Source organism: Alterotamlana spongicola, from assembly GCF_035818475.1.
Lineage (GTDB): Bacteria > Bacteroidota > Bacteroidia > Flavobacteriales > Flavobacteriaceae > Cognatitamlana.
The window spans coordinates 2,742,070-2,760,611 of the sequence record NZ_JAYMGV010000001.1; the positions used below are offsets into that span (position 1 = coordinate 2,742,070).

22 protein-coding genes are annotated in these 18,542 nt (G+C 33.7%); 9 read left to right on the forward strand and 13 right to left on the reverse strand.

The features are described 5' to 3' along the window. Nucleotides 1-4: 4 nt before the first annotated feature. Genes VOI54_RS11865 through VOI54_RS11875 form a run of 3 tightly spaced genes read left to right on the forward strand, consistent with a single transcriptional unit; the run spans nt 5 to nt 1,098 of the window. Nucleotides 5-268 carry a hypothetical protein gene (locus VOI54_RS11865; protein WP_326283006.1) on the forward strand — a complete coding sequence of 88 codons (264 nt, stop codon included), beginning with the start codon at nt 5-7 and terminating at the stop codon, nt 266-268. Between the two features lie 21 nt (nt 269-289). Then, nucleotides 290-517, forward strand: coding sequence for a DUF8828 family protein (locus tag VOI54_RS11870; RefSeq protein ID WP_326283007.1), 228 nt, complete (start codon nt 290-292; stop codon nt 515-517). 11 nt (nt 518-528) lie between these two features. After that, entirely contained in the window at nt 529-1,098 is a 570-nt protein-coding gene (locus tag VOI54_RS11875; RefSeq protein ID WP_326283008.1) for a phosphatase PAP2 family protein, read from the forward strand. Between the two features lie 2 nt (nt 1,099-1,100). On the opposite strand, the gene meaB is transcribed toward VOI54_RS11875, so the two are convergent. Together meaB and VOI54_RS11885 are read right to left on the reverse strand one after the other, a co-directional pair. Next, nucleotides 1,101-2,174, reverse strand: coding sequence for a methylmalonyl Co-A mutase-associated GTPase MeaB (gene meaB, locus VOI54_RS11880; RefSeq protein ID WP_326283009.1), 1,074 nt, complete (start codon nt 2,172-2,174; stop codon nt 1,101-1,103). Between the two features lie 72 nt (nt 2,175-2,246). Continuing rightward, nucleotides 2,247-2,801 (reverse strand): DUF2911 domain-containing protein, encoded by a 555-nt coding sequence (locus tag VOI54_RS11885; protein ID WP_326283010.1) that lies wholly within the window; start codon nt 2,799-2,801, stop codon nt 2,247-2,249. 175 nt (nt 2,802-2,976) lie between these two features. Here VOI54_RS11885 and VOI54_RS11890 point away from each other — a divergent pair, with 175 nt between their 5' ends. The 3 genes from VOI54_RS11890 to VOI54_RS11900 are packed head-to-tail and all read left to right on the forward strand — an operon-like array spanning nt 2,977 to nt 5,630. Further along, nucleotides 2,977-3,528 carry an RNA polymerase sigma factor gene (locus VOI54_RS11890; protein WP_326283011.1) on the forward strand — a complete coding sequence of 184 codons (552 nt, stop codon included), beginning with the start codon at nt 2,977-2,979 and terminating at the stop codon, nt 3,526-3,528. Beyond that, the gene (locus VOI54_RS11895; protein WP_326283012.1) at nt 3,512-4,093 is read left to right on the forward strand and encodes a hypothetical protein; all 582 of its coding nucleotides are present in this window, start codon (nt 3,512-3,514) and stop codon (nt 4,091-4,093) included. Before VOI54_RS11890 ends, VOI54_RS11895 begins: the two co-directional genes overlap by 17 nt. A 10-nt stretch (nt 4,094-4,103) precedes the next feature. After that, on the forward strand, nt 4,104-5,630 hold the full coding sequence (locus tag VOI54_RS11900; protein WP_326283013.1) for a hypothetical protein: 1,527 nt from the start codon (nt 4,104-4,106) through the stop codon (nt 5,628-5,630). 75 nt (nt 5,631-5,705) lie between these two features. Here VOI54_RS11900 and VOI54_RS11905 read toward each other — a convergent pair whose 3' ends face one another. The 8 genes from VOI54_RS11905 to VOI54_RS11940 all read right to left on the reverse strand — a co-directional run bounded on the left by VOI54_RS11905 (nt 5,706) and on the right by VOI54_RS11940 (nt 12,787). Then, nucleotides 5,706-6,383, reverse strand: coding sequence for a GNAT family N-acetyltransferase (locus tag VOI54_RS11905; protein ID WP_326283014.1), 678 nt, complete (start codon nt 6,381-6,383; stop codon nt 5,706-5,708). 2 nt (nt 6,384-6,385) lie between these two features. Then, on the reverse strand, nt 6,386-7,303 hold the full coding sequence (miaA, locus tag VOI54_RS11910) for a tRNA (adenosine(37)-N6)-dimethylallyltransferase MiaA (RefSeq protein WP_326283159.1): 918 nt from the start codon (nt 7,301-7,303) through the stop codon (nt 6,386-6,388). Between the two features lie 274 nt (nt 7,304-7,577). Next, on the reverse strand, nt 7,578-8,420 hold the full coding sequence (locus VOI54_RS11915) for an ion transporter (RefSeq protein ID WP_326283015.1): 843 nt from the start codon (nt 8,418-8,420) through the stop codon (nt 7,578-7,580). A 31-nt stretch (nt 8,421-8,451) separates the two neighbouring features. Then, the gene (locus VOI54_RS11920; protein ID WP_326283016.1) at nt 8,452-9,822 is read right to left on the reverse strand and encodes an exonuclease domain-containing protein; all 1,371 of its coding nucleotides are present in this window, start codon (nt 9,820-9,822) and stop codon (nt 8,452-8,454) included. Nucleotides 9,823-9,851: 29 nt separating this feature from the next. Continuing rightward, nucleotides 9,852-10,214, reverse strand: a complete 363-nt coding sequence (locus VOI54_RS11925) for a four helix bundle protein (protein WP_326283017.1) — start codon at nt 10,212-10,214, stop codon at nt 9,852-9,854. A gap of 27 nt (nt 10,215-10,241) precedes the next feature. Further along, the gene (locus tag VOI54_RS11930; protein ID WP_326283018.1) at nt 10,242-10,895 is read right to left on the reverse strand and encodes a YggS family pyridoxal phosphate-dependent enzyme; all 654 of its coding nucleotides are present in this window, start codon (nt 10,893-10,895) and stop codon (nt 10,242-10,244) included. Nucleotides 10,896-10,936: 41 nt separating this feature from the next. Beyond that, nucleotides 10,937-11,827, reverse strand: a complete 891-nt coding sequence (locus VOI54_RS11935) for a 3-hydroxyacyl-CoA dehydrogenase family protein (protein WP_326283019.1) — start codon at nt 11,825-11,827, stop codon at nt 10,937-10,939. Then, a complete protein-coding gene (locus VOI54_RS11940) occupies nt 11,828-12,787 on the reverse strand; it encodes a Gfo/Idh/MocA family protein (protein WP_326283020.1) in 960 nt (319 codons plus the stop codon). It lies immediately after the preceding gene. A gap of 158 nt (nt 12,788-12,945) precedes the next feature. Here VOI54_RS11940 and VOI54_RS11945 point away from each other — a divergent pair, with 158 nt between their 5' ends. Then, nucleotides 12,946-13,587 carry a protein-L-isoaspartate(D-aspartate) O-methyltransferase gene (locus VOI54_RS11945; RefSeq protein WP_326283021.1) on the forward strand — a complete coding sequence of 214 codons (642 nt, stop codon included), beginning with the start codon at nt 12,946-12,948 and terminating at the stop codon, nt 13,585-13,587. A gap of 50 nt (nt 13,588-13,637) precedes the next feature. On the opposite strand, the gene VOI54_RS11950 is transcribed toward VOI54_RS11945, so the two are convergent. From VOI54_RS11950 to smpB, 3 genes are all read right to left on the reverse strand, one after another. After that, nucleotides 13,638-14,174, reverse strand: coding sequence for a pyridoxamine 5'-phosphate oxidase family protein (locus VOI54_RS11950; RefSeq protein ID WP_326283022.1), 537 nt, complete (start codon nt 14,172-14,174; stop codon nt 13,638-13,640). A 23-nt stretch (nt 14,175-14,197) separates the two neighbouring features. Continuing rightward, the gene (locus tag VOI54_RS11955) at nt 14,198-14,752 is read right to left on the reverse strand and encodes a hypothetical protein (RefSeq protein WP_326283023.1); all 555 of its coding nucleotides are present in this window, start codon (nt 14,750-14,752) and stop codon (nt 14,198-14,200) included. Between the two features lie 62 nt (nt 14,753-14,814). After that, on the reverse strand, nt 14,815-15,273 hold the full coding sequence (gene smpB / locus VOI54_RS11960) for an SsrA-binding protein SmpB (RefSeq protein ID WP_326283024.1): 459 nt from the start codon (nt 15,271-15,273) through the stop codon (nt 14,815-14,817). Between the two features lie 110 nt (nt 15,274-15,383). Here smpB and VOI54_RS11965 point away from each other — a divergent pair, with 110 nt between their 5' ends. Both VOI54_RS11965 and lpdA read left to right on the forward strand, forming a co-directional pair. Beyond that, nucleotides 15,384-16,973: a S41 family peptidase gene (locus VOI54_RS11965; protein ID WP_326283025.1), complete on the forward strand. Its 1,590-nt coding sequence runs from the start codon at nt 15,384-15,386 to the stop codon at nt 16,971-16,973. Nucleotides 16,974-17,104: 131 nt separating this feature from the next. After that, nucleotides 17,105-18,505: a dihydrolipoyl dehydrogenase gene (lpdA, locus tag VOI54_RS11970; protein WP_326283026.1), complete on the forward strand. Its 1,401-nt coding sequence runs from the start codon at nt 17,105-17,107 to the stop codon at nt 18,503-18,505. Nucleotides 18,506-18,542: the final 37 nt, after the last annotated feature.

The window sequence follows — 18,542 nt, forward strand, 5'->3', positions numbered from 1 at the left end:
ATTTATGGATGCTTCAATTTTAAGTAGTACAAATATCAAAACTTATAAAGGAAGTAGCCTTATATTTGTTGAAGGAGAAAAGGAACGCGTCTATGTTTCGGATACAGAGGAAATTGAATCGGATTACTCAAATATTTCCGACAGATGGCTAACCAAAGTTTGTTTTGTAATTAATGAGGAAGATAAAAAAATGATACAAGAGAAAAAGTTTGATAAAGTGCTTTTTAAGATTAAAAAGAAAACTTTACCAATGGCTAAATATGATTAAATAACATATAAAAATCTAAAAATGACACTTCCAAAATTTATACTAGGAGATAATACAGATCACCCCAACGCTATTTATGTTATACATACAGAGTTCCCAAGATTCATAATTAACCTTGAGAATGATGAGGTAGAATGGTTTGAGGATTTTGAAGCTGAAGATCAAAAAGAATTAGAGGCAGAAACAGAACTTGCTATAAAATTGGCCACAGATTTTTATGATAGCGAAATTGCTAAATACCAAGAATAACCGGCTTATACATGATGGAACAACTTTTAGAATACGATACTCAACTATTTTTGTTTTTGAACAATTTAGGGGCGCCATTTTGGGATGGACTATGGCTTGTTATTACTGATAAATTAACGTTTATTCCATTATATGCTGTATTGCTCTATTTACTTTATAGAAAATATGGATTAAAATCTTTATTGGTTTTTGTAGTTGTAGTTGCATTAATGATAACGTTTACAGACCAGATAACCAACGTTTTTAAACGGGGGTTTCAAAGACCAAGGCCATGCGGGGAAGTAGATTTAATTGATCAAATGCGTTTTATTGCTGTGCGCTGTGGTAAGTATGGTTTCTTTTCCGGACATTCTTCAAATTCAATGGCGGCAGCGGTTTTTGCCGGTTTAATGTTAAGGCCTTATTTTAAAAACCTAATTTTCATTTTACTGTTTTGGAGTGCTGTTGTTGCTTACAGTAGAATTTATGTAGGTGTTCATTATCCTTTGGATATAGTATGCGGGCTTACTTTTGGAGCTATTTCCGGGTACTTATTTTATAGTTTAGGAAAATATGCGCTTAAACGTTTTATGACACCTTAAGCCTATTGTAATTTCAGTAAGTAATCAGCAGCTGCAAAAGGTGTGGTTTGATTAGTTTCAATACGTTTTAATTGCTTTTTTAATTCTTTTTTGATTTTAGGCGTATTGAAAAAATCAGTTTTCAATTGTGCTTCTATAGTTTGAATGAGCCAATATTTGTTTTGCTCATTTCGTTTTAAATCGAAATAGTTGTTTTGAGACGTGATTTTTATATAATCTTGTATGAGCTTCCAGATAGCATCTATTCCTTCATTTTTTATAGCACTGCAAATAGAAACTTTAGGCTGCCAATTTGATGATCTTTGCGGATAAAGATCAAGTGCTCTGCTAAATTCAATCTGAGCAAGTTTTGCTCTTTTTAAATTATCACCATCAGCCTTATTGATAGCAATAACATCTGCCATTTCAATAATACCGCGCTTTATGCCTTGCAGCTCATCTCCGGCTCCGGCTAATTTTAAAAGTAAAAAGAAGTCTACCATACTATGTACAATAGTTTCGTTTTGCCCAACCCCAACAGTCTCAATAATAATGATATCAAAACCTGCAGCTTCACATAGAATAATAGTCTCTCGGGTTTTCCTGGCCACACCGCCTAATGAATCTCCTGATGCTGATGGCCTTATAAAAGCATTTTTATCTTTTACCAGATCTTCCATTCTGGTCTTATCTCCTAATATACTCCCCTTGGTTACGCTACTACTGGGATCAATGGCTAAAACCGCAACACGTTTGCCTTTTGACAGTAAATATTTGCCTAAGGCTTCAATAAAGGTGCTCTTTCCAACTCCGGGAACCCCGGTAATCCCAATTCTAACAGACCTATTGGCATAAGGCAGGCAGCCTTTTAAAATAGTATGGGCTTGTTGTAAATGTTTAGGATTTTTACTTTCTACTAATGTTATTGCCCGGCTTAAGGCCGTTATGTTTTTGTCTAAAATACTTGTAATTACAGTGGCTGCATCTAAGCTTTTTTTACGCTTTGATTTAATAGAGTTGATAGAGGATTCATTAGTGACTTCTGAAGAGGAAACACCTTTGTTTTCTTGTAATGCTGATTTTTTTTCCTTGGACACGAATAGACTAATCTTTGTCTAATTTACAATTTTATTTGCAGAAATTATGTGACAAAAAAGTTGTTTATAGTGTTACTTTAAAGGAACTGCAACTTTTACATTGTCCCAAGCCATAGTTAAAGATAAATTATCAGTGGAGTTATCAAAGGCTATAGTAAACTGTTCAACATATTTCCCCAGCTTTTGTACAGGAACTTCAGTATTAATAACATCGTAATTGGGATCCCACATAGGTTCCATTTTTTCATTGACCCCCCATTTATACTGTTTTGAATTAAAAATAACGATCCATGTAGAATCTTTAGGAACGGTCCATAAAGTATACTTGCCAGGAGCCAAAGGCATACCGTTAATATCAAGTATTTGGTTGGTCTCAAACGTAGTAGCTTCGTTGGCCCCGGTACGCCAAACTTGATCAAAGGGTACTAACGCCCCAAAAATTTCTCTATCTTTTTTATATGGCCTGTTATAAAACACTTCAAGCTTTAAGTCGTTTAATTTAAATTCAACAGTATCTTTTGGGCTTAATCTGGGAGCAAAAATATTTTCTACTAAAACAGAATATAAAAATAACCCTAATGCTATTATGGATAATAGAATTAAGATACGTTTTAAAAGGGTGTTCATATATAGCAATTTAAGAAGGAGTAAAGATAATTTAAAAGCACAAACTACTAAAGTGCAAACGCAGATTTATTTAGCTTTGTTATACAAGAGTAAAAAAATATTTATTTTTTGCAACATTATATTTTTTTTATCGTCTTTAAAACGAACTAACATAAACCAGAAGTAAAAACACAGTATGTTTCAAGTTGACATTATAGAACAATGTAAACAGAACAACCGAAAAGCACAAATGCAGTTATACAACCAGTACTGCGATGGGATGTATATTGTTGCTAAACGGTTTTTGAAGGATACTGCTGATGCTGAGGATGTAGTACAAGAGTCTTTCATCAAGGCTTTTGAAAAGCTATACCAGTTTAAAGCGGAAGTTACTTTTGGAGCATGGATAAAACGCATTGTTGTTAATAAAAGTATTGACCTTTTAAAATCAAAAAAGCAACAGCTTATAGAATTAGAAGAGGTGCACCTTAAAGTAGTTGATACTTATAAAGATGACAAATGGTTGGTAGAAGATACAATTACATTAAACGATGTAAAAGCGGCAATTAATAAATTACCCGATAAATATCAATATGTTGTGATGCTATATTTAATTGAAGGGTATGACCATCAGGAGATTTCTGAGATTCTTGATATCTCTGAAGTGGCATCAAGAACACAATTGTCCAGAGGTAAATCAAAATTGCAAGAACTGTTAAAATTTGAAAAAAATGGCGCAAGATATTAGGGAGTTATTTAAGGATGATAAAATAGCTTATGAAAAGATGCCGGATAATCATCAGAATAGATTTTTAAAGAAGCTGGATGAGGCCTTTCCTGTAAAGAAAACACCCAAATTTAACTGGATTAAAGTTGCAGCAAGTGTAGCAGTGTTATTAGGCCTAAGTTTTGGAGCGCTTAAATATTTTCAAATTCCATCTGTAATAGATGATAAACCTGCTACTATAGTAGATAACCAAACTCTGGAACCAATAACTTTGGGTGACATTTCTCCGGGGCTTAAAAAGGTTGAAGATTATTACTTAGCTAGTATAAATTTAGAATTGTCTAAGATGGCCTACACCCCAGAGACAAAGGATTTGTTTGATGGGTATTTATCACAATTGAATGAACTGGATAAAGAGTATGAGCGATTATCTCTTGAATTAACAGCATCCGGGCCAAGTGAGTTAACAATAAACGCATTAATTGATAATTTAAAACTTCGTTTAAATCTATTGTATAGATTAAAATCACAATTAAAAGAACTTAGTACCTCTGATGCTGATGCTGAAGGTGTACAATCTATCTAAAAATCAAAAAATGAACAGAAAAATCATAAAATTAACATTGTTAGTCTTAATCTTTTTGGCGACAGGAAGTATTATAGCACAGCAAAAATTAACCAAAGTTTCGCAATCTATAAAGGTAAACAAGGATGTGAAGGTTGATTTAAACACAAGCCATTGTAATATAATTATTGATACATGGAATAGAGATGTGGTTGAAATAGAAGCCTATATTGAAGGAGAAGAATTAAGTAATGAAGAGTTAGAAGATGCTCTTAAGTCTTGGAATGTAGATGTAGATGCTTCAAGTAATACAGTTTCAATAAGTACCAAAGGAAGGGCCCCAAATGTATGGGCTTACAGAGTTGATGATTATGGTGATGGAGATGCAGTAAGAGCAATAATCAAAGAGCTAAAGTATGAACTGGCAGAGATGCCTGAAATAGATTTTCATGTTGAAGCTCCGGAGCTACCCGAACTACCTGAACTCCCGGAGTTACCTGAATTTCCTGAATTGCCACCTTTGCCTGCCAGGGTTAATACCATTAAGTTTGATTATGATGCCTATAAAAAGGATGGCGAAAAATATTTACAAGAGTACACAAAAGAATTTGAAGAGGAGTATGGAGAAGATTTTGCAGAAAAAATGGAAATCTGGGGAGAGAAGTTTGGCAAAGAATGGGGTGAGAAATATGGGAAGCAAATGGAAGCATGGGCTAAGAAGTTTGAAGGAAAATGGGATGATGAAGATTTTGCAAAAAAAATGGAAGCCTGGGGGGAACGATTTGCAAAACAAATGGAGCATCAGGCTGAGCGGGCTGAAGCACATGCAAAAAGAGCTGAAGCGTATCAAGAACGTGTAGAAAAGGTACAAAGAGAGCGGGAAAAAACTCGTGAAAAGCATGCAGAAAAACGTGAGAAACTGACTAGGGAAAGAAAGGTTTTAATTGAAAAATTAGTCAATAAAGAAGCACATTCTAAAGTTAAAAAAACGATTAAAATTAAAATGCCTAAAAAAGCAAAGCTAAAAGTTGATGTTAGGCATGGAGAGATAGAGTTTGCTGCTCATATAGACAATTTAAAAGCAGATTTAGCTTATACAAAGTTTAAGGCACAAAGCATTGATGGAAGTTTAACTTCCATTAATGCATCTTATTCTCCTATTTATATTACTAATTGGAATTTAGGGGAGTTAAATTTAAATTATGTTAAGAATGTTGAATTGAATAATGTCAGTCACTTGATTTTGAATGCTAGATCTTCAAATGTCGATATCAAAAATTTAATTAAAAGTGCAGTTATTGATAGCAATATAGGCGATTTGAATATTTTGAAAATTGATGATTCCTTCTCTAATTTAAATGTCATACTTCAAAACAGTGAAACTGTAATTGATTTGCCTGATACAGAATGTAATATACAATATAAGGGCGTACATTCCAGATTGTCCCATCCAGAAAACTCTTCAAAAGAAAATATTTCTAACTTTTCTACAGGTAATCTGGCCAGTGGAAAAAGCATTGTTGTTAATGCAAAATATAGCAACGTAACAATGCAATAAATTATTTATTGTAAGTAAAAATACAATTCAAAAAGCTCTTGCTGGTTAGGCTTTTTCTACATTCAAAAGCAAGAATTAATTACTAATTTTCCAATAGTGTAATTCTCTTCTAAGGACAAAACCTAATTTTTTATAAAGATTTATTGGTCCAAAATTATTTTGATCTACATGCAAAAACGGTGTCTTGCTAGTGTGAAATATTTGGTTTGCCGTGTACGCAACCAGTTGTTTAGCAAATCCGTTTCCTAAATAGTCTGGGTGTGTAACCACAGCGCTAATTTCAGTAAAATGCTTGGTTTGCATGCGTTCTCCCGTAACAGCAACTAATTTATTATCTTTATATATACCATAATATCGTCCTAATGTATTTGTTTTTGCTTTAAAAAAATGAGGATAAACAAGCTCAACAAGTTCTATTAAATCTTGATAATGCTCGTCTTTTAATTCAATAATTTTTTCTGTAATAGGGTGGTTTATTTTATTATAAATAATCATTTGAAGTCCTACGTACTTTATCGGAGGGCTAAAGTTAGTGGGTACTTTAGGTTGTTGGCCAACTATAAAAAAACTATTTACTAGTTTGGAATAGGCTTCTATAGCCTTTGAGGTATCTTGATTGTTAACAAAGGCACCAAAAGGAGCATAGTCAGCCTGATAAAACTTTATGTTACCATAATTTATACAGTGCTTTGTATGTATTTCAGTTAGCGAATACCAAACAGGATTATCTAAAACGTATTCAGTTAATTCCATTATTAGGGTTTTGTTTTTTCAAGTAAGGTATTGATAATATGCGCTGTAGGCGTATTAAAGTCAAACCATAGGGTGTTTTCATTTTTCTTAAACCAGGTGAGTTGTCGTTTTGCAAATCGGCGCGTGTTCTTTTTGATTTCTGAGATGGCAAAATCTAGCTCCCATTCACCTTCTAAATACTTAAATAACTCTTTGTATCCCACGGTATTGAGTGCATTAAAACTTTTATAAGCCAGTAAATTTTTAGCTTCATCAAGTAGTCCTTCTTTCATCATGATATCTACACGTTGATTAATACGGTTGTAGATCATTTCCCGGTTAGCCATGAGTCCGATACTAATGGTCTTAAATTGTCGCTTTGTTTTGCCTTTGTTCAGAAAAGTTGAATAGGGCTTTTCTGTACCCAAACAAATTTCAAGGGCTCTGATAACTCTGTGAGGGTTATCAATGGCGATGGTATTATAGGAAACCGGATCAAGTTCTTTTAATTGATTTTGTAAATAGGGAAGCCCTTTATTTTTTAATTGGATGTTTAATGTTTCCCGAATATTTGGGGCAACATTGGGAAAGTAATCCAATCCTTTAGTTACGGCATCAACATATAATCCGGAACCGCCTACCATAATAACAATATTTTTTTTTTCAAATAAGGTGTCCAGACATTTTAAGGCCTCTTTTTCAAAGTCTCCCACACTGTAATTTTCCTGTACAGATTTATGATGAATAAAGTGATGTTTTGCAGAAGCCAGTTCTTCTGGTGTTGGGGCTGCGGTACCTATTTGCATATTACGGAAAAACTGACGTGAATCTGCTGATACAATTTCAGTATTGAAGTGTTTTGCCAGCTTAATACTTAATGCCGTTTTACCAATAGCTGTTGGTCCAACTATAGAAATGAGATATTTATCTTGTGTGTTTATTGGTTTAATGGTTTTGAAGATTATTTGGTAAAGTTAAATTGAAAAAATGAGTGTTCCAATGTTTGACATAAAATTAAACTTAGCTGATTAGTGCGTTATGGATAGAAACGGCATCCTTATTAATAGATTATAATTACGAGGAAGTGTGACGAAGTAATCTCCTTGCAATTAAGAGATTGCCACAGGTAATTAGAAATTACCTTCGCAATGACAAACAAAAAAGATATAGTGGATAGCCAGACCACGCCAAATGCGTGGGAACGTCCAAAATAATTTAGTCCTTAAGTTTTTCTCCGCAATTATAGCAAAAACCGGCTTTATCCTTATGATTTTCTGCCAAACAATTTGAACAGGATTGTGAATTTAAATTCACTAAAGGTTCCTTTTGCTTTTTTGATTTGCTTTGACTTGTATATTCAGCCGAAACAATACCTGTTGGTACTGCAATAATACCGTATCCTAAAACCATAACCAGTGATGCTATGAATTGCCCCAGAGGTGTTTGTGGTGCAATATCACCAAACCCAACAGTGGTAAGGGTTACAATACACCAATATACGCTTTTGGGGATGTTTGTAAATCCGTTTTCTTCACCTTCAATTAAATACATAATAGTACCCAAAATGATGGCAATAATTAAAACGGCAAATAAAAACACTGAGATTTTTGCCTTACTGGCTTTTAAGGCATCGACCAGATTGTTTGATGCGCCTAAATAGCGCGCAAGTTTTAATATCCTGAAAACTCTTAATAAACGTAAGGCGCGTAAGGCGGCCAGAGCATGTACGCCACCAAAAATTATGGAGATGTATTTGGGTATGGTTGAAAGTAGATCTATAACGCCATAAAAGCTAAAAATATATTTTAGCGGTTTTTTTACCGTAACAATTCTGGCAATATATTCAATACTAAAAAGTACGGTGATGACCCATTCTGAAATGTTTAAAAAGCCATGAAGTTTATTGTCAATACTCTTCACACTTTCCAGCATAACCAGTACAACACTAGCTAAAATGGTAATGAGTAAGACCACATCAAAAAGCTTTCCTGCCGGGGTATCTGCTTCATAAATAATATCATGAAGTTTGGTTTTCCAATGTGTTTTTGTGGTACTCATTAATTCAAATTTAAGAAAAGATTAGCAAAATTTACGAGTTAGTTAATTCTACTATTTTAAGGCGCTTGTTTTTTCTTAAATAACTTTGAATAATATGTTGTGTATCCCTGTTGTTTTGCATGGGCGTTATTATGGATTCCAGAATGTTAAGGTTATTTATTTGATAATTAAGATTAAAGAACCCAATACCTTTGAATACACCATTTTCTATAAGTATGGCACTGCGTTCGTCAATATCACGTCCTTTGTCAATAATGACCATATTTTTATTGTCATAACTGTTTTTTGCAATAAGGGTATTAACTCTGTTATTATATAGATCTGGTGATTCTTTTTGAATACATGCACCTTCACAGGTTTTAATCTCGTAATTAAAGCAACTGGTTTTTGTTTTATACAGGCCTGTCAGCTTTTGGCACAGACTATAGTCTTCAACCGCTTTTGTTATAAAGTTTTTTCCGCTTTGACGATTGCTAAATGTGGTTATGGATTTCTTTCTGCCATCAGCCACATCAATTTTTAAATTGATGTAATTATTTTCATCCTCAAAACTATATAAGGCATGTGTGAAAATGGAACGACGTAAAGCTCTATTATAAATGGGTTTAACACGTTTTATTTCTTCGCTTTCTTTTAAAAGAGCAACCAACTCACTACCAGTGGCTTCATAGGTTACAGCAGTAACCTTTGCCTGGATTTTTTTTGATTTTGCATTGGTACCTGTAAAATGCTGATTAATGCGTTTTTTTATATTCTTGCTCTTGCCTATATAAATGATTTCCCCATCTTCTTTATGAATATAATAAACCCCTGTTATGGCTGGTAGCTCGGCAATGATATCTATGTGCCTAGGTTCCAATTGGTGTTTTGGATTCAGGCGAACTGAGTTTTGAATGATACTTTTATTGGTATCCTTATCAAGCAACATTTTAAATAATTTTACTGTGGCAAGAGCATCTCCGGAAGCACGATGCCTGTCAGTGACTGGGATACCTAATGAACGTACCAATTTACCTAAGCTATAAGAGGGCTGATTAGGAATTAAGTCCTTTGAAAGTTCTACGGTACACAATGATTTCCTTTCATAATCAAACCCTAAACGCCTAAATTCAGTACATAAAATACGGTAATCAAACTGTGCATTATGGGCTACCAATATACATTCTTCTGTTATTTCAACAATGCGCTTTGCAACCTCGTAGAACTTTGGTGCATTTCTTAACATATTGCCGTTAATCCCCGTAAGGTTAACCACAAAAGGCTGAATTTCCCGCTCAGGATTTATAAGGCTTATAAATTGATCAACTATTTCATGCCCGTCATATTTGTAAATGGCAATTTCCGTAATACCCTCTTCATTATATTTTCCTCCGGTAGTTTCTATGTCTAGTATTGCGTACAAATTTTAAGTTAAAAGTTAAAAGTGAATGATTAAAAGTTATTCAGCTTAGCCTTCATAGTGTTTATGGTAGATACTAACATTTTGATAAGTTCTTGATTATAACCAATTAGAGAGTTAAAGCATTTAATTTCAATATATTTAGTGTCTTTTAGTAATGATAACCAATATTCGGTTTCACTGGCTTCTTTTAGAGCAATGCTCATTTTATTAATAAAATCTTTGTTTGATTGAGCAAATTCAGCTTCTCTAATGTTTGCACCTATTGAAGTACCACTTTTTAATAACTGTTTTGATAAAGTGAATTCCCTTTGATGCTCTGAAATAGATTTACAGGTTTTAACAATTAATATGGCGAAATCATAACTTTTGTTTTTTAAAATTGACTCTTTCATAAACTGTTATCTATTCACTATTAGTTGTTAATTTCTTAGCCCAAAGATACTACTTCCAACCCTTATCATGGTACTACCACAATCTATAGCCAGTTGATAATCTCCACTCATACCCATAGAAATAATTTTAAACGTAGGATGGTTTTCTTTGAAAGTATTAAATGCGTTTTTTAATGTGATAAATTCTTCCTTCACTTTGTCTTTATCATCAGTAAAAGTAGCCATTCCCATAACTCCTACAATATTAACATTGGAACATTCAGCATATGGTTTAGAGCTTAGTAAACTTTTAGCATCTGAAACAGACATTCCAAATTTTGTATCTTCTGTGGCTATTTTAATCTGTATTAAGCAATCTATAACCCTATTATGTTTCATCGCCTGTTTATTAATTTCGTCTAACAATTTAATATTATCAACGCCATGGATTAAATGCACAAATGATGCCATATATTTTACCTTGTTGCGCTGAACATGACCTATCATATGCCATTCTACATCTTTTGGCATATCTTCATGTTTTTCAGTCATTTCCTGGATTTTATTCTCGCCAAAAACACGCTGACCGGCATTATAGGCCTCCATTAAATCACTAAGTGGTTTTGTTTTTGAAACGGCAACTAAGGTTACATGCTTAGGTAATGTGGATTTTATGTTTTGAAGGTTTTGTTCTATAGACATTATTACTTTTTAATAGGTATGCTCTGAAGGTTTAATAACATTTATTTTAAAAATTGAGAAGCTACTTTTTCAGCTTTTCTGCTTTCAGAGTAATCATAAAACCCTTCACCCGATTTTACCCCTAATTTTCCAGCGTTAACCATATTTACCAATAATGGGCAAGGGGCATATTTTGGATTTTTGAAACCGTCATACATCACTTCTAGTATAGATAAGCAAATATCCAATCCTATAAAATCGGCTAGTTGAAGTGGTCCCATAGGGTGAGCCATACCAAGTTTCATGACCGTATCAATTTCATGGACACCGGCAACACCATTATATAATGTTTCAATAGATTCATTGAGCATAGGCATTAAAATTCTGTTAGCTACAAATCCTGGATAATCATTGACCTCAACAGGAACTTTACCTAATGTTTTAGACAGTTCCATAATAGTATTGGTTACTTCATCGCTGGTATTATAACCACGAATTATCTCAACCAATTTCATAATTGGTACAGGGTTCATAAAATGCATACCAATAACATGCTCAGGTTTGGATGTTACTGCTGCTATCTGTGTTATTGAAATAGAAGAGGTATTGGTTGCTAAGATGGCATTGTCTGCACATGCCAGATCCAGTTCCTTAAAAATCTTAAGTTTTAATTCAAGATTTTCGGTGGCAGCTTCTACAACTAAATCAGCATGATCTACCCCATCTTTAATACTTGTAAAGGGGGTGATATTATTTAAAGTATCTGTTTTTTGCTGTTCGGTAATTTTCTCTTTTGCTACCATTCTATCCAGGTTAGTAGCAATAGTCTGTAAGCCTTTTTTTAAAGCACCTTCGTTGACATCTATTAATTGTACCTTAAATCCGTTTTGGGCAAATGTGTGTGCTATACCGTTTCCCATAGTACCAGCCCCAATAATAGCTATGTGTTTCATTTAAAAACTATTTATAATTTGAGTAGCAACTCGTAGTGCTTCGGTACCGTCATGTAAGGTTACAATTGGAGCTGTATCATTGTTTATAGCATCGGCAAATGTTTCCAATTCATCTAGAATAGAGTTATTTTCCGGTATTGAAGGATTATCAAAGTAAATTTGTTTTTTAATGCCTTCAGCATTCTGTAGGATCATATCAAAATCTCCAGGGTTTTCTGGAGCATCTTTCATTTTTACGACTTCACATTTTTTAGTTAAAAAGTCAACAGAGATGTAGGCATCCTTTTGAAAAAAACGAGCCTTACGCATTTTTTTAAGTGAAATTCTACTCGCTGTTAAATTGGCAACACAACCGTTTTCAAACTCTAGTCGTGCATTTGCAATATCAGGAGTATCACTAATAACGGCAACACCACTGGCCGAAATATGTTTTACTTTAGATTTTACAATACTCAGTATAATATCTATATCGTGAATCATTAGATCTAATACTACAGGAACGTCTGTCCCTCTGGGGTTAAACTCAGCCAAACGATGGGTCTCTATAAACATAGGTGATTTAATATCATCTTTTACGGCAATAAAGGCCGGATTAAACCGCTCTACATGACCTACTTGTCCACGTAAACCATTTTCTGCCAGTAATTCTCTGATATGCTCAGCTTCTTCAACAGTATTAGTAATAGGTTTCTCAATAAAAATATGTTTGCCCGAAGCAATAGCCTGTTTTGCACAATCATAGTGAGAAAGGGTTGGTGTTACAATATCCACCATATCTACTGCATTAATGAGTGACTCAATAGAGTCAAAAAATTGATATCCAAATTCTGCTTGCACTTTTTTGCCATTTTCTTCATCAGCATCATAGAAACCAACAAGCTTATATTTTTCAGATTGATTTAGTAGTCTTAAATGAATCTTTCCCAAGTGACCTGCACCAAGTACTCCAGCTTTTAGCATAATGTTTAGGTTTTCAACAAAAATAAGATAATTAATATTTGGAGTTAAGTAATTCGTACTAATTTTTTGATTATTTATAGCGAAAAATTAATTCTCAATAAATAGTTTCAGGCTTAAAAATGTTTGCCTAATTTTAGCCTGCAAAACGGCTAACTGAATTGAAAGATACATTTAAACATAAGGGACTAAGGCAACAACTTGTTAACGTATTAAAAAACAAGGGTATTAAGAATGAGGCGGTATTAAAAGCTATTGGAAATATTCCAAGACACTTATTTATGGATTCCAGTTTTTTAGATCATGCTTATCAGGATAAGGCTTTCCCCATTGCAGCAGAACAAACTATTTCGCAGCCCTATACGGTTGCCTTTCAGTCTGAGTTATTAAGTATTGATAAAGGTGATAAAATTCTTGAAATAGGAACGGGGAGTGGTTATCAAACAGCAGTTTTATGTGAATTGGGAGCCAAAGTTTATAGTATTGAACGTCAAAATGAACTTTTTAAAAAGACCAGTAAATTTTTACCAAAATTAGGATATCGGGCTAAGAAACTTATTTTCGGAGACGGTTATATTGGGCTTAAAGAAGAGGCGCCTTTTGATGGTATTATTGTAACTGCCGGAGCGCCTTTTGTTCCAAAACCCCTGTTAAGTCAATTAAAAATAGGAGGCAAACTTGTTATTCCTGTTGGTAGTGATGTTCAGGTTATGACTATGTTTACCAGAAAAGGCCCTAAGGCATTTGAACAAGAAGAATTTGGGCAATTTAGGTTTGTACCCTTATTAGAAGACAAGAATTAGATTTGTTAGCTGGACGTTTGCCTAACAATTTTTTAGTCTAAAAATCTAAGTTAAATTCCTGTTCCAAACCCATCAATACTTTTAGTGTTTTTTTCTTGCCAGTAGTTTTTAATGCGATCTTTTCCTTGTTTTTCAGACCATGCATTTAGCATACTACGCTCTTCTCTATAGTCTAAAAAAGGAACGGAATAACCGCATGATGTTTGTACCAGATCAATATTCAATTCGATAACCTGTCTGGATCCGGTATTCTTTTCAAACAATTCTATATATTTATGAAATTCAGTATCTCTTTCATGAAATATTTTAGCATGACCGTAAAGCCTTAAAATCATAGGTTTTCCTTCAAAAGCACAAAACATAATGGTCATTCTGTTATGCTGTAAAAGGTGAGCAGCTGTTTCGTTTCCACTGCCTGTTAGGTTTAACCAAACAAGTTTAGTAGGGCTTAGAATACGCAATATATTGTACCCTTTTGGGGATATATTTACCCGGCCATCCTGAGCAGCGGTACCAACAAAAAATATGTTTTGATCTTTTATAAAACTTTGTAATTCCGGGCTTATTTCTGAAAATTGTTTTCCCATAAGTTTGATAAAACTAAAATTAATTAACGGAAGTATTTTTCAGGTATAGGATTGGTGCTGGACTCATGTGTCCAAAAAATATTAACAATCCACCAGCGTTCCCCATCATTTAAAAGCTGAATGCTGTTGATACCACGTAAAAATGGTCTTTCATCTTCTTTACTGTGAAAGGCTTCATAAGTGCTAAAAACCTGAGCTATATTTCCAAAAACATCCACTTTGCGTTTGATTTCTCTTTCTATAAATCCGTTTGAAAGCATCCACTCGTCTGAGTTTTTTATATAGTCGTCTGGTGAAATATATTTAACTTTGAAAACACCAGATTTGTCTTTACCGGAAGGGATTAATTTAGCATCAGGTTTAAATAAAAATTTAAATTGTTTCCAATTTCGTTTAACACCCTTTTCTGCGGAAATAACGTTGTAAAGCGTTTTAATAGTGCTGTTTAATGTTACGGTTAGCGTACTATCTACCGTAGATTTTATAACTTCTTTGGAGGGTGTTTTATCTGAATTATTTTGCGCTTGAAAGCTAAATGCAGTTAAACATATAAATACGATGAGAAGTCCTTTTTTCATAGTTATGGTTTTAAATATCAGACTAATGAGTTTATTTCTTATAAACGTTTAAGGCGTCTTAATTATTTATAAATCTTTTTTATTCTATCCAAGTTTCTCTTGTTATCTCTATCTTTAATAGTCTCACGTTTATCATATAATTTTTTTCCTTTTGCTAAGGCTATTTCCAGTTTAGCATAACCTTTGTCATTTATAAACAGTCGTAAAGGGATTATGGTAAGTCCGGTATTTTGAACTTCTTTATTTAGTTTTTTTAACTCCTTCTTGTTCAATAATAGTTTGCGTTCGGCTTTTGGTTTATGATTATAGTAAGTCCCGTAAATGTACTCTTCAATGGTCATGTTAATAACAAAAAGCTCACCTTGCTCATTAAATTCACAAAAACTTTCGGCAATTGAGGCTCTGCTATTTCTTATAGACTTAATTTCAGTTCCCGTAAGCACAATACCGGCCGTATACTTATCTAAAATCTCATATTGGAAACGCGCCTTTTTGTTTTGTATGTTTATATTCTTTTGCATCAGGAACAAAACTACATAATTTATTGTGAGAATTTCATTTGGTTGTATTGAAAAGTTAAAGAAAAATAAATAGGTTTCCAGTTATTACAATTACTATTATTTTAGCTTATATGAAAAGACTTATTTTATCAATTGCCTTGTTGTTATTACTTGCCTCTTGCAAAAGTGTTGAAAAGCATAATAAACAAATAACAACATTGCATACTGTAGAAGATTTACATAAAGATGTAGATAAATTGTATAAGCAACTAAAGCGTCACCACCCCAGATTGTATCAATATACATCAAAGATTGATTTAGATTTTAAGTTTGATAGTTTAAAGAATGAGATCAGAACCCCAATGACCTCACGTGATTTTTATAAGATGTTATCTCCGGTACTTGTAAATGTAAGACAAGGTCATGTTTCTGTAAAGCCACCGGAAAAGCAATTTAAACGTAAAGAGAGAAAGGAGTTACAGGAAAAAAAGTTTGAGTTCTATGATTTGGATTTTGAGTTTTTAGAGCATAAACTTTGGGTTAAAGCTAACAGGGGGAAAGATTCTACATTGGTAGGCAATGAAGTGATCAGTATTGACGGTGAACCTGCTTTAAATCTAATAAATAGTTATAAAACCCGATTTGCTTCAGATGGTTATAACACAACCATGTATAATAGAGCAGTGGGGAAAGGATTCCCCGTGTTTTATTATAGAGATAAAGGGTTTTTAGATAGTTTAAAAGTTACTTTTAAATCAAAAGATTCAATATTTACTAAAATATTCAGAAGGGTTGAAAAAGAAGAGAAGCAAGATGAACCCGACTCAACTTCAATTAAAAAAGTAAAGCCTAAAAAATTAGCGGGAGCAGAAAAGAAAGCAAGCAGGTTATCAAAAAGAAAAACAAGAAAGGAACATAAAAAATACGGTTATTTAGCAAAAAGAAAGCAGTATACACGTAATTTTAAGTTTATAGGAGAAGACAGTACTGTAGCTTATATGAAAATAAGAAGCTTTACAAATGGTAACTATAAGAAGTTCTATCAAGAAAGCTTTAAAAAATTAGACGCTGCAAAGACAAAACATTTTATTCTAGATTTAAGAGATAATGGAGGCGGACGTATTGCAGAAATTGATTATTTATATGCCTATTTAACAACCAAAGACTATCAGTTTATAACAGAAAGTGAAATAAATAGTAGAGTTCCCTTTTTAAAATATTTAATGAGCAATACAAGCCCCAATAGCCTTAAGGTTTTAAGTGGATTGCTTTCACCTATAATAGTGACACATAATTTACTTAAGACTAAAAAGAAAGATGATAAACTTTATTATAATTTCAAAAGACATTCAAAATTAAAGGCACCCAACCCGGTGAATTATAAAGATAAATTGTATGTGCTAATAAACGGAAACTCGTTTTCGGCATCTTCATTATTATCAACGCATTTAAAAGCGACTAAAAGAGCTGTATTTGTTGGAGAGGAGACAGGAGGTGCATTTAATGGAACAGTTGCAGGTATCTATAAATACTATGAGTTGCCGGTGTCAAAGCTAAAAGTTAGAATGGGATTGATGCAAATTGAAGCCCCACAAAAACAACACCCGGATGGTTACGGTATAAAACCGGATATTCAAATAACGCCAACTGTTAAGGATAGAAATGCGGGCATAGATACTGAGTTAGAGTGGGTATTACAGGATATATATAAAACTGAATGATTTGTTTTAAAAAACTCAAATTCTGTTCAAATCCTTGAATCTAAATTCGTATTTTTGGGTTTTGTTTTTTGCTTTGTCATTTTAACTATTGTCAAAGCTTATTTTTTATTCTAAAATTACAATAGAAAAATATGAATTCATATGATGTAGCCGTAATTGGTTCAGGCCCCGGGGGATATGTAGCTGCCATTCGTTGTGCACAATTAGGCATGAAAACTGCCCTTATAGAAAAATATTCAACACTTGGAGGGACATGCTTAAATGTAGGTTGTATACCTAGTAAAGCACTTTTAGATTCTTCACACCATTATGAAGATGCTGTAAAACATTTTGAAGAACATGGTATAGAAATTCCAGGTGATGTTAAGGTGAATTTAGAGAAAATGATTGCTCGTAAACAAGCAGTGGTCGACCAAACTACTGGCGGTATTGATTTTTTAATGAAGAAAAATAATATTGATGTTTATCAGGGGTTAGGAAGTTTTAAAGATGCTACACATATCACCATTTCGGGTGAAGAAACCACTGAAATTGAAGCTAAAAATTCCATTATAGCAACTGGTAGTAAACCATCAAGTTTACCGTTTATAAATATTGATAAAGAACGTATCATAACATCTACTGAAGCTTTAAAGCTTAAAGAGATTCCAAAACATTTAGTTGTTATTGGAGGTGGTGTTATTGGATTGGAACTAGGGCAAGTATACAAACGTTTAGGTGCTGAAGTAACTGTTGTAGAATATATGAACAGAATCATTCCTACTATGGATGGCGGCTTATCAAAAGAGTTGAATAAAGTACTTAAAAAGCAAAAGTTCAAAATAAATGCATCTCATAAAGTAAAATCTGTTGAGCGTGCTGGAGATGAGGTTATTGTAAAAGCAGATAATAAGAAAGGAGAAGAGGTAGAAATAAAAGGTGATTATTGCTTGGTATCGGTTGGACGTCGCCCATATACAGATGGCTTAAACGCTGAAGCTGCCGGAGTGAAGTTGAATGAAAGAGGGCAGGTGGAAGTGAATGACCATTTACAAACGTCGGCACCAAATATTTATGCTATTGGTGATGTTATAAAAGGAGCAATGTTAGCGCATAAGGCTGAAGAAGAAGGCGTTTTTGTAGCAGAAACCTTAGCAGGTCAAAAGCCGCATATAGATTATAATTTAATTCCGGGAGTAGTTTATACATGGCCAGAAGTTGCTGCTGTAGGTAAAACAGAAGAGCAGTTAAAAGAAGCTGGAGTAGAGTATAAAGCAGGGTCTTTTCCAATGCGTGCTTTAGGAAGAAGCAGGGCTAGTATGGATTTAGATGGGTTTGTAAAGATTTTGGCAGATAAAAATACTGATGAGATTTTAGGAGTACATATGGTTGGTGCCCGTGCAGCTGATATGATAGCAGAGGCGGTTGTAGCTATGGAATATCGTGCCAGTGCCGAAGATATTTCAAGAATGTCACATGCTCATCCTACGTTCACGGAAGCTATAAAAGAAGCAGCACTAGCTGCTACAGACAATCGTGCATTGCATATATAAGTAGCGTCATAACATACATAAAAGTTTAATAAGGCCG